General features: G+C 71.4%; 11 protein-coding genes. 5 read left to right on the top strand and 6 right to left on the bottom strand.

Annotated features, from left to right (window positions below; genetic code table 11):
- Positions 1-47: 47 nt before the first annotated feature.
- A complete protein-coding gene (locus tag AB0D85_RS24915; protein WP_362324007.1) occupies positions 48-788 on the top strand; it encodes a class I SAM-dependent methyltransferase in 741 nt (246 codons plus the stop codon).
- 43 nt (positions 789-831) lie between these two features.
- On the opposite strand, the gene AB0D85_RS24910 is transcribed toward AB0D85_RS24915, so the two are convergent.
- The 5 genes from AB0D85_RS24910 to AB0D85_RS24890 are packed head-to-tail and all read right to left on the bottom strand — an operon-like array spanning position 832 to position 6128.
- Positions 832-1995 (bottom strand): MFS transporter, encoded by a 1164-nt coding sequence (locus tag AB0D85_RS24910; RefSeq protein WP_362324003.1) that lies wholly within the window; start codon positions 1993-1995, stop codon positions 832-834.
- On the bottom strand, positions 1995-2528 hold the full coding sequence (locus tag AB0D85_RS24905; protein ID WP_362324131.1) for a GNAT family N-acetyltransferase: 534 nt from the start codon (positions 2526-2528) through the stop codon (positions 1995-1997). Before AB0D85_RS24905 ends, AB0D85_RS24910 begins: the two co-directional genes overlap by 1 nt.
- 59 nt (positions 2529-2587) lie before the next feature.
- Positions 2588-3766 (bottom strand): type III PLP-dependent enzyme, encoded by a 1179-nt coding sequence (locus AB0D85_RS24900; protein ID WP_362324001.1) that lies wholly within the window; start codon positions 3764-3766, stop codon positions 2588-2590.
- 8 nt (positions 3767-3774) lie between these two features.
- Entirely contained in the window at positions 3775-5082 is a 1308-nt protein-coding gene (locus AB0D85_RS24895; protein ID WP_362323999.1) for a DUF6271 family protein, read from the bottom strand.
- Positions 5064-6128, bottom strand: coding sequence for a phytanoyl-CoA dioxygenase family protein (locus tag AB0D85_RS24890; RefSeq protein WP_362323996.1), 1065 nt, complete (start codon positions 6126-6128; stop codon positions 5064-5066). Before AB0D85_RS24890 ends, AB0D85_RS24895 begins: the two co-directional genes overlap by 19 nt.
- 283 nt (positions 6129-6411) lie before the next feature.
- On the opposite strand from AB0D85_RS24890, the gene AB0D85_RS24885 reads away from it, so the two are divergent.
- The 4 genes from AB0D85_RS24885 to AB0D85_RS24870 all read left to right on the top strand — a co-directional run bounded on the left by AB0D85_RS24885 (position 6412) and on the right by AB0D85_RS24870 (position 12871).
- On the top strand, positions 6412-7923 hold the full coding sequence (locus tag AB0D85_RS24885; protein WP_362323993.1) for a glycoside hydrolase family 3 protein: 1512 nt from the start codon (positions 6412-6414) through the stop codon (positions 7921-7923).
- Between the two features lie 109 nt (positions 7924-8032).
- Positions 8033-9517: a glycoside hydrolase family 76 protein gene (locus AB0D85_RS24880; protein ID WP_362323990.1), complete on the top strand. Its 1485-nt coding sequence runs from the start codon at positions 8033-8035 to the stop codon at positions 9515-9517.
- Between the two features lie 49 nt (positions 9518-9566).
- On the top strand, positions 9567-11417 hold the full coding sequence (locus tag AB0D85_RS24875; RefSeq protein WP_362323987.1) for a glycoside hydrolase family 76 protein: 1851 nt from the start codon (positions 9567-9569) through the stop codon (positions 11415-11417).
- Between the two features lie 269 nt (positions 11418-11686).
- Positions 11687-12871, top strand: coding sequence for a type III polyketide synthase (locus AB0D85_RS24870; protein ID WP_362323984.1), 1185 nt, complete (start codon positions 11687-11689; stop codon positions 12869-12871).
- Positions 12872-12883: 12 nt separating this feature from the next.
- Here the strand turns inward: AB0D85_RS24870 and AB0D85_RS24865 are convergent, their stop codons facing one another.
- On the bottom strand, positions 12884-15049 hold the full coding sequence (locus tag AB0D85_RS24865) for a SpoIIE family protein phosphatase (RefSeq protein ID WP_362323981.1): 2166 nt from the start codon (positions 15047-15049) through the stop codon (positions 12884-12886).
- Between the last annotated feature and the right edge of the window lie 317 nt (positions 15050-15366).

The raw sequence follows: 15366 nt of genomic DNA, 5'->3' as shown, positions 1-15366 counted from the left end.
GAAATTGCGTGGACAGTGGACTCGGCCTGCGGGCAGGGTTGTCGCCCGTGACGAGCAGTGAGCTGTGGAGCCGGGCCGACGCCGACCGTTACGACGCCGAGGAGACCGAGATGAGCTCGGCCGCCGTACTCGGTCCGACCGTCGGATTTCTCGCCGGACTCGCCGGAGAAGGCCGGGCGCTGGAGTTCGCCATCGGGACCGGACGGGTCGGTGTCCCGCTCCGGGAGCGCGGTGTGCCCGTGGTGGGCATCGAGTTCTCCGAGGCGATGGCGGCGGTGCTGCGGCGCAAGACCGACGAGGAGACGCTGCCGGTCGTGATCGGGGACATGGCCACGACCGTTGTCCCCGGCGAGTTCGCCCTGGTCTATCTCGTCTACAACACGATCTCGAACCTGCTCACCCAGGACGAGCAGGTCGAGTGCTTCCGCAACGCCGCCCGCCATCTGGCGCCCGGGGGCCGCTTCGTGATCGAGCTGGGGGTGCCGCCGCTGCGGCTGCTGCCGCCCGGCCAGGTCGCGGTGCCGTTCGACGTCTCCGAGCGGCACCTCGGCTTCGACACCTTCGACCTGGTCGAGCAGATCCTCGTCTCGCACCACCTCACCCGGGACGGCGCGGACGGCCGCTACCGCCGCGGCGCCTCCCGGCACCGGTACGCCTGGCCGGCGGAGCTGGACCTGATGGCCCGGATCGCGGGCCTGGAGCTGGAGCGGCGCGTCGCGGACTGGGACGGGTCCCCGTTCGTCCACGACTCCACGAAGCACATCTCCGTGTGGCGCAAGCCGTCGTAGCCGTCCGGGGAGGACAGATAGGCCGTCCCGGTGAGGACAGCGGTCAGCCGCTCGCCGGGCTCCACTGGATCCGCGTGCTGCACAGGGAGACCACGACCGCCGCCGTCGCGACGACTCCCAGGCCCCACACCAGACCGCTCGCATTCGCCACGAAACCGATGAGCGGTGGCCCGGCCAGCAGGCCGGTCGTGCCCATGGCGGCGACCAGTGCCAGCGCCTCGGAGCCCTGTTTCGCAGCGGCCACATAGACGCACGGGGTGACCGCCGCGCAGCCCAGTCCGACACAGGCGAATCCGACGAGGGCGGCCGCCACTCCCCCGCTCACCAGGGCGAAGGCCAGCCCGGCGGCGGCCAGGGCACTGCCGACCAGCACGACGCGCCCGTCGCCCCAGCGGCTGCGCCAGCCGTCCGCGAAGAGGCGCGCCAGCACCATCATGCCGGAGAACACGGCGATGCCCATCGGCGCCAACTCCGCGGTCGATCTGGCGACTTCTCTCAGGTAGAGGGCGGACCAGTCGTTCATCGCGCCCTCGGTCACCGTGCCGAACGCCATGGCGCAGCACATCCAGAGGGTCACGCGGGACGGAAGGCTCCATCCGGTGCGGCTCCTGCTCTGCTTCTCCGCGGCGGGAGCGTCGTCCGCGAGAAGACCGGGGCGCGCCACAGCCGTCAGCAGGACCAGGAGCGCGGCGGCCACGCCGAAGTGCGCCGCGACGGAGGAGGTGGCCGCGTTCATGCCGGAGGCGAGCAGAGCGGCCAGCAGGGAGCCGGCACTGAACGTCGCGTGCAGCCGGGCCATGGCGTTGCGTTCGTACCGGGTCTCCAGGGCCGTTCCCTGCGCGTTCATGGCCACGTTCAGGCACCCCACACCCACCCCGTCGGCCACCATGACCAGCAGGGCGACCGGGTAGTCCGGAGCGAGGGCGAGTGCCAGGAGCAGCAGGGTCAGACAGAGGGCCGACAGCAGTGCCAGCCGTGCCGAGCCCAGCCGCCGCATCAGCACCGGCACCAGGGGGAACGACGCGACGGCGCCGATACCGGCCGCCATCAGCAGCACCCCCACCTCGGCCGCGGTCAGCCCGAGGTCCGCCTTGATGGCGGGGATCCGCGAGGCCCAGGTGGCGTACTGGAAGCCGAGCGAGCAGAACAGTGCGGCGATGGCCAACTGGCCGCGCTGGAAAGGGTCATGGACAGGGAACACGCACATCAACTCGTTTCGTCGACTCGACCGTCGCCCCGGGCGTGCAGGCCATGGACATGCGGGCCTCGGGCTTGCGGGCCTCCGGCTTGCGGCCCCCGGACCTGCGGACGGGACATGTAGACGGCGTTCGCGCCGTATCCGCCCGGGGAGATCCCCGGGTACGCGGTGAACCCGTGTGTCGTCCAGAACGGCTCGCTGCGGCCGACGGCGATCAGCGAGATCCGCTCGAATCCGTGTGCGCCGGCGGTCAGGGTGAGGTGGTTCAGGAGACGGCGGCCCAGTCCCCTGCCGCGCAGCCGCTCCGCGACGACGATGTCGTGCAGATGCAGGTTGCCTGGACGGCGCGCGGGGCCCCCGGGCTCCTCGGCCCGTTCGAGGTCCGGGTATCGGAAGGCCGGATACGGCAGTGCCAGCACATACCCGGCCGGCCGCGCGTCGACGTCGAGGACGAAACAGGTCTCCGGGGAGGTGTCCGCCCTGGACCGCAGGGCCACGGGCCCCTCCGAGAGGCCGAGTTCCGTGTAGGCGCGGGATTCCATCGCGGCGATGCCGTCCCAGTCGGCGTCGGTGATGTGGCGTATGCGTACGCCGTCGCCGCTCACGGGTGTCCTCCGTCGACGCAGGTGTACGGGAGCGGGGCGAAGCCGTTGAAGCCCTGGGTCGTGTAGCTGATCGCGTAGGCGCCGCTGGAGAGCACCCAGACCGGGTCGCCGGACGCCAGTCCTCGGGGGACGTGGACGAGGGCGTGTCCCCGGGGGTAGGCGTCGTCGCTGTCGCAGGTGGGACCGGCCACGACGGCGGGGACGTAGTCGGCGTCGGGGTGGGTGGGGAAGACGAGCGGGTACTGGAGCGCGTCCATCTCGTAGAGGCCGTTGAACTTGCCGCAGCTCAGGTAGAGCCAGTACTGCCGCTCGCCGTCCGGCCGTCGCCGTTCGGCCAGGCGGGCCACATGGGCCCGGATGGCCCCGTGGTCGGCGACGAGGTGGCGCCCCGGTTCCATGACGAACGCGAGGTGCTCACCGTGGACCCTCCTGAGGTGGCGCATTCCCTCCCGGACGACGGCGAAGATCTTGTCCAGCGGAGGGTCCAGGGGCAGGCCGTACCGGTCGAGGTATCCGAGGGCCGGCAGGCCGCCGCCGAGGTTGACGTGGTCCAGGACGATCCCGCGCCGGGCCAGGGCGGTCAGGACGTCCGCCAGACACTCGACGGCGCTGTGCCAGGCGTCCGCCGTCATCTGCTGGGAGCCGACGTGCACGGACAGACCGGAGGGGGTCAGGCCCATGCCCCGCGCCGCCTCGAGGATCCGCACCGCGTCCGCGGGCGAGCAGCCGAACTTGTCGCTCAGTCCCCACAGCGCCCCGTCGCCGCTCGTCGCCAGCCTGCAGAACACGCGGGCTCCCGGGGCGTGGGCCGCGACGGCCGCCAGGTCCTCGATGCTGTCGGTCGCGAAGTCCCGGACGCCGAGGCGGTGGGCGTCGGCGATGTCCTGGTCGGACTTGACGGTGTTGCCGTAGTGCGTCCTGTCGACGGGCACGCCCGCCCGCAGGGCCTGCCGCAGTTCTCGGGGGCTCGCCCCGTCGACCCCGGCGCCCCGCTGGGCGAGACGGGTGAGCACCTCGTCCACCGGGCAGGTCTTCATGGCGAACCGGACGGCGACGCCGGGCAGTTCACGCCGGAGAGTGTCGTAGCGGCCTTCGATTCCGGCCAGGTCGAGGAAGATCCGGTCCTCGGTGGCGCCCGCCAGCGCGGCGAGCAGCGGTGCCGACTCGTGTGCCATGCTCACCCTCACCGCCGCTGCGGTACGGACGTGAGCGCGGCCGCCCGCACCAGCGGCTCCCACGCCTCCGCCAGCAGGGCGAAGTCCTCGATGTCGCCGCGCGCCTCGTCGAGGAGGCGTTCGCGGCGCTGTCCCAGGAGGTCGGCGAACTCCGCGTATCTGCCGCCCAGTTTGCGGTAGGCGGCGTCGAGGACGTCCAGCCGGTGGACGTTCTCGCTCCGGTCGAGCCCGGCGCTCCGCCTGGCCGACAGGGCTACGGCGGAGGCGCGCACCCGTCCCTGTTCGTCGAGCAACGACGCGCCGGCCCGCGCCATGTGGTCGTAGACGTGGTTGAAATAGAGCATCGACAGCAGGAACTTGACGAAGCGCAGCTGGTACGCCATGAACCCGGAGTCGGTCCGGCGCTCGCCGGTGTAGTAGTTGACGATGTTCCGGTTGTGCAGGACGCCCGGCAGACCGGCGTCGTGGACCAGGTGGATCAGGAAGTAGTCGCTGCCGATGGTGTCGGTCGCGGGCGGCAGGGGCACCCGTTCCTGCACGCCGTGGAAGGCGATGTTGCACATGTCCACGCGCATGGGGTCCACCAGGGCGAGGGTGGAGTGGTCCGCGGTGAAGGCGTCCGTGCCGGCGCCCCGGAAGGACTCGTCGACGAGTTGTCCCTTCTGCTCGTCGGACCAGTGCGCCGGTGCCCACAGGCTGACCATGTCGTGGTAGACGGCGGGGTCGATGCGGAGTATCTCGCCGATGTCGACGGACAGTTCACCGACGAAGGAGCTGCCGACCATCGCGACCCGTCTGTCCATGTGGTCGGCGGCCAGTGCGGTCTCGGTGACGTGCGGGGCGGCGTCGGCCGCACGCCTGCCGAGTGACGCCAGTTCGTGGTGGACGGGGAAGACGGTCTCGCCGTCCACGACCTGGTACCGGCTGTCGGAGTCCCTGCGGTGGACCGACTCGCAGCCGAGTGCCGCGGCGAGGAGGAAGGCGCGGTTGGTGCAGGCGCCGTAGGAGAGGCGGGCCGGGAGCATCAGGTCCAGCAGGAGGTCGGGCTTCATGGCCGCGGACCGGTCGATCGCGCGCCGGAGGAAGTCCCGCTGCCGTGCCTCGTCGAGGTGGTGTACGACGATCCGCGGCTGCTCCGGTATCCGGCGCACGGCCTCGGCGTGCGCCGCGTAGGCCGGTGCGGGGCAGGAGTCCAGGATCAGGAGGTGCACCTCGACGTCGAAGTGCCGGGCGGCGTAGGCCGCTTCCTCGGCCACGGCCGTGATCGTCGCCGCGCAGGGCCGGTTGGTCGGCAGGGTCAGGCAGATTCGGCGCATGTCTCTTCTCCGGCCCGCTGCTCCAGGTCCGCCCCGTTCCAGGACGTGAGGCCCAGGAGCCTGGCGCCGAGTTCGTCGAGCGTGGCCCTCCCGTACCTCAGGGACTCGTGCCGCGTGGCGTCGCCGAGCAGCGTCCCGTTCCAGTCGGGCGTGGCAAGGGTGCGCCACGACTCGACGCGGGACGTCCTGAGTGTCTCGTGGGACTCCAGGGCCGGCATCATCGACAGGTACTGGACCGCGCGCACCGTCCGCTCGGAGGTGTTCGGTGCCACACCGTGCGCCAGCAGGCCGTTGAAGATCAGCAGGTCGCCGGCTTCGAGTTGCGGTCGCACCACGGGGAACTCCGCGCGGTCGATCCTGGGTCGGATCGGGTCACGGTCGTCCGGCTGGAACACCTTCCACTGGTCGAACCGCTTGAACAGCTCGGGGCAGCACTGGAAACCGCCGAGTTCCGGCCGGGTGTCGGTCAGGGCGATGATCCCCTGGACCCGCTGCGGCAGTACGCCGAGCGTGGTGTCGACGTCCCAGTGGAGCTCGATGTCGAAGCCCTCTTCCGTGCGCGGGATCAGGGCGCGGTCACGGGTCTTGATGTTGGGCGGGTTCAGGTTCAGCCGGTCGAGCGTCACCCAGAGCTCTTCGCAGTCCCAGACGTCGACGAACGCGTCGTAGACCCGCCGGGTCTGGCGGCTGTCCCAGATCAGCTGGTGGTGGTAGGCCTCGACGAAGCCGTAGATGTGCAGTTCCCGGTCGAGGTCGGAGCGGTACTCGCGCTCCTCGTACCAGGTCTCGGGACGCTCGGGGTCGAGTCCCTGGAACTCCCAGGCGAAGTCGAGCAGTCGGCGGGCCGAGGTGGCGGGGATGGCCTGTTTCACCACCACGTAGCCATAGGTCTGCCAGAAGGCGAAGTCCTCCTCGGACAGGACTCGCAGGGGGCGGTTCTTCTGCAGATCCCGCAGGGGTGTCGGGGCGAGATAGGTCTCGCCGTCCGGGCTGAAGTAGGGGGTGTCCGAGGGGGCTCGATGGAGATAACGGTCAGTCGTGGACATACGGCGCTCCACACCTAGTTCTCGGGTACCGGCGACCCGACCGGGTCACCAACCGCGCGGAGTGAGGGGCGGGGACCGTACCGGCAGGGTCACTGCACCACGGGCCACACCAGTCCCTCTTCGAACTCGCGTGCAACCAACTTGGACTAGACCAACTCGCCCTGTCAAACACCGCAGTTGAGGGCGTGTTTCCGCCAACAGGGCGCGATCCGGGCCCACTTGACAAGGGTGGCTAGCCTGAGCGGGAACGCATTGGTCTGTACCAACGGAAGGGGCATGTGCGATGGTCTCCAGCAAGCACAGCGAGGAGTTGCGACGGCTGGCGCGCTCCGTCCTGCAGCCGGGGTTCGTGGGCACCGAGGCCCCCGACTGGGTACTGCGCGAGATCGGGGAGGGGCTCGCCTCGGTCGTGCTCTTCTCCCGCAACATCGTCACGCCCGGACAGGTCGCCCGGCTCACCGGTCGACTACGCGCGGAGAACCCCGAGTTGATCATCGCGATCGACGAGGAGGCCGGCGACGTCACCCGGATCGAGTCCGCGACCGGCTCCACCCGGCCCGGCAACTTCGCACTCGGAACCGTCGACGACACCGAGTTGACCGAGGCCGTCGCCGCCGACCTGGGCCGACAGCTGCGTACAGCCGGTGTGAGCCTCGACTACGCACCGAGCGCGGACGTGAACTCCAACCCCGACAACCCGATCATCGGGGTCAGATCCTTCGGCGTCGACACCAAGGTGGTGGCCCGGCACACCGGCGCCTGGATCCGGGGGCTCCAGTCGGCCGGTGTCGCCGCCTGCGCCAAGCACTTCCCCGGCCACGGCGACGTGGCCGTCGACTCCCACCACGGCCTGCCCGTCTACGGCGCCGACCGCGCCCGGATCGCCGAGCAGGCCCTGCCGCCGTTCCGCGCCGCGATCGACGCGGGCGTCCGCGCGGTGATGAGCGGCCACCTGCTGGTACCCGCCTACGACCCGGACCTGCCCGCCACCCTGAGCCGGCGCATCCTGGACGAACTGCTGCGCCAGGAGCTCGGGTTCGACGGCGTCGTCGTCACCGACGCCATCGAGATGGGCGCCGTGGCCGGCCGCTACGGGATCGGCGGAGCCACGGTCAGGGCCGTCGCCGCCGGTGCCGACGCCGTCTGCGTCGGCGGTGAGAACGCCGAGGAGGCCACCGCGGGACTGCTCGTGGACGCCCTCGCGGACGCCGTCCTCTCGGGTGACCTGCCGGAGGAGCGGCTCACGGAAGCGAGCCTTCGCGTCCGGGAGTTCGCGGCCTGGTCGGCGGGGATCAGCCCGGCCCGCTTCGCCGCCTGGGACGCCGGCGGCATCGGATTCGCCGCCGCCCGCCGCGCCATCCGGCTGACCGGAGCCGTACGGCAGATCCTCCCCCTGGTCACCGCGCCGCACGTGGTGGAACTGGCGCCCGCCACCAACCTGGCCATCGGCAAGGAGACCCCCTGGGGCGTGGCCGCACCGCTGGGCGAGCGGCTGCCGGGGACGACGTCCGTCCGGCTGCGCCGCAAGGACCTGCTGCCACACGCCACCACGCTGCGGACCCGGGCGCTGGCACCCGCCTCGGGGCGGCCCCTGGTCGTGGTGGTCCGCGACGCCGCCCGGCACCCCTGGATGGCACGGGCCCTCGCGGACCTGGTCACCGCCCGTCCCGACGCGATCGTCGTGGAGATGGGCCTGCCGGGCACCGTCGTCCCCTCGGCCGCCCAGATCTTCACACACGGCGCCACGGCCGCCTCCGGGATCGCCGCCGCAGAGGTGCTCGCGGGTGCCCTTTAGTGCAGACCTGAGTGCAACTTCCGTACCCGTAGGCAACATTGACGCATCTGCGCCCCTTCCTTACCTTCCGAGAGCGCTCTCATACCCGTCCCTCGACGCAGGGAGTCCCATGCCCCCCGTACAAAGACCGAGAAGCCGCCGCCTTCACCGACTGGCGGCGGCACTCGCCCCGGCCCTGTTCCTCGCCGTCGTCCCCCTCACGTCCCCGGCGGCCGCCGCCGACAGCTCCGCGGCGGCCACCATCTGCAACAAGTACTGCGACGCCCGGGACCCCGCGCTCTCCCCGGGCGACCGGGCACCGGTCACGGCGAGCATCTACGCACGGTCGGTCGTCCTGCACTTCGACGACGCCGACGCCATGGGCTGGGCCTCCATCGACAACGGCAACCCGGGCGACGAGGTGTGGCTGGACCGCTCCTTCGACGGCGGCCGCACCTGGAGCTCGGGCAGCAAACTCGGCGACACCAGCGTGCCCACCGGGCAGCGCGGCTGGCGCACCCTCATGTACAACGTGGACGACTGGAACAACCTCGGCGTCGGCGCCCTGCGCGCCTGCGGAAAGGCCGGGGACCGCGCCGAGATCGCGTGCACCCCCTGGGCCCGCACCACCTGGAACGCGGGCGAGCCGCGCACCGCCGCGGCCACCGGCCTGATGACGCTCTACAACTACGGAACCGGCCTGTTCGACACCACCGGCTGGTGGAACTCCGCGAACGCCCTGACCGCGGTCATCGACAACATCCGGGTGACGGGCATGGGCAGTTACCGGTACGCGATCGCTCGCACCTACGATCTGAACATCAACGCCCAGGGCGGGCAGTTCCGCAACGACTACATCGACGACACCGGCTGGTGGGGGCTCGCCTGGGTCGCCGCGTACGACCTGACCGGCGACAGCCGCTATCTGGACACGGCCCGTGCGGACGCCGACCACATGGCGGCCTACTGGGACGGCACCTGCGGCGGCGGAGTGTGGTGGAGCACCGCGAAGACGTACAAGAACGCCATCGCCAACTCCCTCTACATCCAGCTCAATGCCGCCCTGCACAACAGGATCGCGGGCGACACGGCGTACCTCGACCGGGCCCGGAGCGGCTGGACCTGGTTCCAGGGCACCGGCATGGTCAACGGCTCGCACCTGGTCAACGACGGCATCGACCTGTCCACCTGCGGCAACAACGGGCAGGCCGTCTGGTCGTACAACCAGGGTGTCCTCCTCGGCGCCCTCGCCGAGCTGTACCGGGCCACGGGCGACGGCGGACTGCTCACCAGCGCACGGCAGATCGCCGACGCCGCCACCACGACCTCCCTGCTGCACACCTCCGACGGCATCCTGCGCGACCCGTGCGAGAGCGGTGACTGCGGAGCCGACGGGCCGTCCTTCAAAGGCGCCGACGTGCGCGGCCTCGGCAAGCTCAACTCGCTGCTGCCGGACCACCCGTACACCGCGTACCTCAAGCGCCAGGCGGACAGCGCCTACGCGAACGACCGCAACGCCCTCGACCAGTACGGGCTGCGCTGGTACGGGCCGCTCGACCAGGTGGACGCCGCGCGTCAGCAGAGTGCCCTCGATCTGCTCGACGCGGCGTCCTGACCGTTCGACAACGTTGTCCTGACCGACTCACAGAGAGAGCGGGTACGTCATGTCAGCGCGCAGACACCGCATGCTCGGCGGCCTGTTGGCCCTGGTCATCACCCTGGCCGACCTGGTCGCTCTGCCCACGGCCGCGCATGCCGCGACGCAGGTCTGCGCGCTCGCATGCGACACCCTCGACCCTTCGAAGGCACAACGGGAGACCTTCCCGGTGCCGGACCGCGACATCAACGGCCGTGTGCTCCGGCTGCACGTCTCCGACCCGGACGACATGGCCTGGGCCAGCATCGACAACGGTGTGACCGGCGACTCGGTCTGGCTCGACCGCTCCTGGGACCGGGGCGCCACCTGGGAGCCGCTGCTGGGCAAGGCGAGCATTCCCGGTACCTGGACCGGTACCCGCACGCTCATGTACAACATCACCGACCCGCAGGGGCACCGGCGCGGCTGGATCCGCGCCTGCGGCGACGCGGCGGGGGTCACCTGCACCGACTGGACCTACCCGACGGTGTGCGACGGCACGTCCTGCGACGGCGCCGACCCGGCCACGGCGACGGGCGACGACACCCCGGTGCCGTCCACCACGCTCTACGGACGGACCATCAGTCTCCATGTCGACCAGCGGAACTCCATGGCGTGGGGCGTCATCGAGAACGGCGGCGCGGGCGACGAGATCTGGCTCGACCGCTCCTGGGACGAAGGGGCGACCTGGCCCGAGGGCTCGTCCCTCGGCCGTACCGCCGTGCCGTCCGGTTCCGCGTCGACCCGTACCGCCATGTTCGCCACCCGGGACCCGCGCGGCCTGCTGTTCGGCGGCGCGGTCCGCGCCTGCGGCCGCGAGGCGAGCCACAACGAGGGCAGTTGCACCGCCTGGGTCCGGCCCGCGCCGACGCGGGCACGGGCGGCGGCCGACGCGCTGATGGCGTCGTACGACCCGTACGAGGGCTGGTGGCACAGCAGTTGGTGGAACTCCGCCGCCGCCCTCACCGCGGTCATCGACTTCGCCGAGCGCACCGGGCGGCACGACTACGACTGGGTGATCGCCCGCACCTTCGAGCAGAACCGGGGCGTCTTCGCCGCGGGCGCGCGGAGCAGCGACCCGGTAGAGGGCGACTTCATCAGCCGCGCCGTCGACGACGCGGCCTGGTGGGCCGTCGCCTGGGTGGCCGCCTACGACCACACGCACGAGCAGCGCTATCTGGACGAGGCGGTCACCATCACCGACTACGTCCAGCAGTTCTGGGACACGGGTACATGCGGCGGCGGGGTGTGGTGGGACCGGGAGCGCACCTACAAGAACGCCGTGACCAACGGCCTGTACCTGTGGCTCACCACGTCCCTGCACCAGCGGATCGCCGGCGACACCGTGTGGGGTGCCCGCGCGACGACGGCCGCCGACTGGTACCTCTCCAGCGGACTGATCGACTCGGCCGGTCTCGTCAACGACGGCCTCACCTCGGGCTGCGCCAACAACGGCCAGACGGTGTGGAGTTACAACCAGGGCCTGGCCATCGGCGCCTTCACCCAGCTGTGGCGCTCCACCGGCGAGACCCGCTACCTGGACACCGCCAGGCGACTGGCCGACGCCGCCCTCGCCGCACCGGCCCTGACCCGTGACGGGGTGCTCACCGAGTCCTGCGACACCGGTACGAGCACCTGCGACGACAACCAGAAACAGTTCAAGGGCATCTTCGTGAGGCACCTCGCCGACCTCGCGGACGCCACCGGGTCCACCGTCTACCGGGCGTACGTGCAGAAGCAGGCCGACTCGATCTGGACGGCCGACCGCGACTCCCTGAACCGCCTGGGCGAACGCTGGTCCGGCAGCACGCCCAACCAGCTGGACTGGCGCACCCAGGCAGGCGCACTCCAGGCGCTGACCGCCGCGGACGGCCTCTGAGGCCCGCCCGGCCCCGGCGGCCGTGACACGGCACACACCCCCGCACTGACGGCGCGTCAGTGCGGGGGTGTGTGCCGTGTCACGCATTTCAAGTGCCGCCTAAGTTGTCTGCATCACAGCGGAAATGTCCATTTGGCGTCCATGCTCGAAGCGGATTCCGAGCCCCGAAGTGGAGCCTCTCGGCGATGTCTTGGGCGTGAGCTTTCAAAGTGACCCACGACACAGCATTCGGGACATTTCTGCTTTTTCCTCCGGAAAGGTGCATCACCATGCCCGCTTACCTGTGCCCTCCTGCCGTGATACACGGCGAACACCCCGTGGAGACCAGCCAGATCGTGGCGGAGGTGCGCGACCGGCATCCGGATGCCGCGTGGGCACCGCGGATCGACGGCATCGCGGAAAGCACGGGCATCGAGACCCGCGGCTGGATGCTGCCGCTGGAGGCCGCGGTCGCGCCCGGCAAGGGCGGTGGCCTGCGGGACGTCGGTGTCGGGGCGGCCCAAGAGGCGCTCGCCCGCGACGGGTTCGGCCGGCAGGACGTGGACCGCGCGATCGCCGCGCTCGAGGCGATACCCACGCGGCAGACCGTCCAGGAGCGCACCGCGCCGGCCTGGGAGGCCGTGCAGTCCTACGGGGAGCGGGCGGCGCGCGGTGCCCTGCAGATCGCCGGGCTGGACGCGTCGGACGTCGACTGCCTGATCACCAGTCACTCCACCACCCCGGCGCTGCCGGGCCTGGACATCGCCCTGGCCAACAAGCTCTCGCTGCGCAACGACGCGATGCTGCTGCCGGCCACGCAGTGGGCCTGTATCGCGGGGACCCGCTCGCTGGCGCTGGCGGCGGACCTGGTGGCCGCGGACCCCGACCGGGTCGTCCTGGTCGTGATAGCGGAGGCGCTGAGCACGACGTACCAGCCCGCGGACGACACCATCGAGTCCCTGATCGTCCGGCTGCTGTTCGCCGACACCGCGGTCGCCACGGTGGTCACGGGTCGCCCGACGCGCGAGTCGGTGCTGCGGCTGGACTCCGCCTGGCACCACACCCTGCCCGGCACCCACGACCTGCACCGCCTGGACACACGGGCGGACGGCACCCACTTCGTGATGGACCGGCGCGGGCCGCGCGCCGTGCAGGAGACGGTCACGGCGATGTGGGAGTGGCTGCGCGTCCGCTACCAGGACGACCCCGACGCCTGGCACCCCGACGTGCTGCTGGCGCACCCCGGCGGGACCCGGGTGCTGGAGTACATGGAGCAGACGATGCCCGAGGCGTGGCCGTCGGGACTGCTGGACCACAGCCGGGACAGCTACCGCACCGGCAACCGCGGCGGCGCCGCCGTCTTCGACATCATGCGGCGGGCGCACGACGCCGGGCAGAAGTCGGGCAGCCGCGCGGTCCTGTACGCGGCGGCCCCTGGCCTGACCGCCACCGCTCTGGAAGGGGAGTGGCTGTAGGGCGAGCCCGCCTCACCTCACGACTTCCGCCCAGACCACCTTGCCGGTGTCCGTCCAGCGCACCCCCCACCGGGTGGTGAGCCGGTGCACGACGTGCAGGCCGCGGCCACCGTCGTCGAGGAGGCCGCCCCGGCTCAGCCGCGGCCTGCCGTTGCCGGTGTCGCCCACCTCGCAGAGCAGGCCGTGCCCGGTCCTGATCAGCCGTACCGTGACGGGACCGGTGGCGAAGCGCACCACGTTCGTGACCAGCTCGCTGACCAGCAGCACCACCTTGTCGCGGGTGTCGTCCCTGGTGTGCCAGCGCCGCAGCAGCGCGGAGACCTGCGCGCGGGCGCGGGCGGGGGCGTCGTCGCGGGCGGGCAGCCGCCAGGTCGCGGTGTCCCCCTTGCGGTAGCCGATCATCCGCGCGAGCAGCAGGGTCACGTCGTCACGCTGGCGCGCGGGGGCGAGCGCGGCGACGACGTGCCGTGCGGCCTGCTGCAGGGCGTCCCAGGGGTGCACCTTGGAGACGGCGTCCGCCAGCCTGTCGATGCCCTCGTCGATCGACACGGCGGGATCCTCCACCAGGCCGTCGGTGTAGAGGGCGAGCAGGGAGCCCGCAGGCACCTCGAACGTGTGCACGCCGAACGGTTCCCGCAGCGCGAACTCGGCGCCCAGGCCGGGGTGCGGATGGACCGCGAGCGGGCGCGCGTGCCCGTCCGGGGAGACCAGGACCGGGGGGAGGTGGCCGGCGCTGGACAGCGCCAGACGGTGGCTGACCGGGTCGTAGAGGGCGATGCAGCAGGTCGAGCCGAGGGCGCTGTAGCCGGCCGCCAGCCCGGACTCCGGGTCGTCCAGCAGGGTCACGGTCTCGTCCAGGTGCTCCAGGACCTCGTCGGGCGCCAGCCCCGCGGACAGCAGCGCGCGGGCCTCCATGCTCAGCTGGCCCATGGTCGCCGCGGCTCCCAGACCGTGCCCGACGACGTCACCGACCACCAGCGCGGTACGGCCGTCCGGCAGCGGAAAGCTGTTGACCCAGTCGCCGCCGACGCCCGCGCTGTCGGGGGTGGCGGGCTGGTAGACACTGGCGATCTCGACGGTGTCGCCGCCGGTCCGGGGCAGCAGCCTGCGCTGCAACGCCAGCACCTGCGTGTGCTCGCGCTGGTGCTGCCGGGCCAGGTCGACGTGATGGGCGGTCCTGGCCACCAGTTCCTGCAGGTCGAGCAGCTCGCTGTCCCGGAAGGGGCGGTCCGCCCGCCGCCAGACCTCCACCACGCCCAGCACGACGGGCGGCACACCGTCCAGGACCAGCGGTATGCACGCCACACCCGCGGACCGGTCGCCGGGCACCAGGGCACGCATCACCCGCGGACCGCCGAGGACCCGCTCGACCGCCTCCCGGTCGGGTATGACGATGGCCTGCGGGGCGTCGTCCCGCCGTACCGCCTGCGCCAGCAGGCGACTCGCGTCACTGGGAAGGTCGTCGCCCGGGGTCACATAGCCCTCGGGCCACGCCCGGTCCGGCACCAGGGCCGCCCGCCGCAGCCGGATGCGGCCCTGCTCCTGCCCGGTGACCCCCTCGCCCGTCCACACGGCGAAGTCGAGGTCGACGGCGGCCACGTCTCCCCAGGCCAGCAGCGACTGCGCCAGGGACTGCGCGGTGTCGCCGATGTCCAGGGAGGTGCCGATCGCGGTCTCGGCGGCGTACAGATGCAGCCGCCTGGCCATGGCGATCACGGAGACGGTCAGACCCTCGTGCGGCACCGCGGCGGGCAGGATGCTCATCGAGACCACCAGCTCCGACCCGTCGCCGCGCCGCAGGCGCTGGATCCGGGCGACGTGCGCCTCACCGGTCTCCAGGACCTGCCGCAACCGCCGGGTGACCGTCGGTACGTCCCCGGGAGGCAGCAGATCGACGAATTGGCTCCCGGCCTCCACATCCAGGCCCTCGAACACAGGGGCGTCCAGATTGCAGCGGGTGATTCTCAGCTCCCGGTCCAGGTTGACCGCGCCGAGAATCTGGTCCTGCCGGCCGGCCGCCGGGGTGTCGGGTACGCGTCGACGCGTGGTGCGGTCCCCCTGAGCGTCGGCGGAACCAGCGGCACCAGCGGCCGCCTCCGCTGTTCCGCGTGGGATGTAACGCCCCAGGGCACTGCTGACCAGGTCGAACGGTGAAGAGGGAGAGGGTGTGGAGTCCATGCGGCTCCCTCAGCAGTCCCCGGCGCAGCGCCGGGGCCGTACTCGGACCCGTGCGACGGGGCCCCGAGATCCCTGACCGCACACCTGTCATTGAATACCACCGGACGTCGCTTCGCCCACACCAGCGAATCGCCCACCGCACACGGACAGTGACGGATTGCCGGGGGTGGGGTCAGGAGCCCGCGAGAAAGGTGACGCGCACCTCTCGTTCCGGGTTGTCCCGGTTCGTAACCACCAGACTCCGTTGGGGCAACCCGAAGATTGCTGTCATCGTCAGCTCCGTCAGTACCCTCACATGTGCGTCGAGCACAGGAGGA

The sequence above is a fragment of the Streptomyces sp. NPDC048277 genome (assembly GCF_040652235.1).
GTDB lineage: Bacteria > Actinomycetota > Actinomycetes > Streptomycetales > Streptomycetaceae > Streptomyces.
Note: the sequence above shows the minus strand (reverse complement) of the source record. Positions and strands in the feature narration are given on the sequence as shown.

Bases quoted from the DNA above. Each gene is read 5' to 3' on its own strand.
- AB0D85_RS24870 (WP_362323984.1), top strand. From the start codon at position 11,687: ATGCCCGCTTACCTGTGCCCTCCTGCCGTGATACACGGCGAACACCCC.
- AB0D85_RS24865 (WP_362323981.1), bottom strand. From the start codon at position 15,049: ATGGACTCCACACCCTCTCCCTCTTCACCGTTCGACCTGGTCAGCAGT.
- AB0D85_RS24885 (WP_362323993.1), top strand. From the start codon at position 6,412: ATGGTCTCCAGCAAGCACAGCGAGGAGTTGCGACGGCTGGCGCGCTCC.
- AB0D85_RS24880 (WP_362323990.1), top strand. From the start codon at position 8,033: ATGCCCCCCGTACAAAGACCGAGAAGCCGCCGCCTTCACCGACTGGCG.
- AB0D85_RS24875 (WP_362323987.1), top strand. From the start codon at position 9,567: ATGTCAGCGCGCAGACACCGCATGCTCGGCGGCCTGTTGGCCCTGGTC.
- AB0D85_RS24905 (WP_362324131.1), bottom strand. From the start codon at position 2,528: ATGGAATCCCGCGCCTACACGGAACTCGGCCTCTCGGAGGGGCCCGTG.
- AB0D85_RS24890 (WP_362323996.1), bottom strand. From the start codon at position 6,128: ATGTCCACGACTGACCGTTATCTCCATCGAGCCCCCTCGGACACCCCC.
- AB0D85_RS24910 (WP_362324003.1), bottom strand. From the start codon at position 1,995: ATGTGCGTGTTCCCTGTCCATGACCCTTTCCAGCGCGGCCAGTTGGCC.
- AB0D85_RS24895 (WP_362323999.1), bottom strand. From the start codon at position 5,082: ATGCGCCGAATCTGCCTGACCCTGCCGACCAACCGGCCCTGCGCGGCG.
- AB0D85_RS24900 (WP_362324001.1), bottom strand. From the start codon at position 3,766: ATGGCACACGAGTCGGCACCGCTGCTCGCCGCGCTGGCGGGCGCCACC.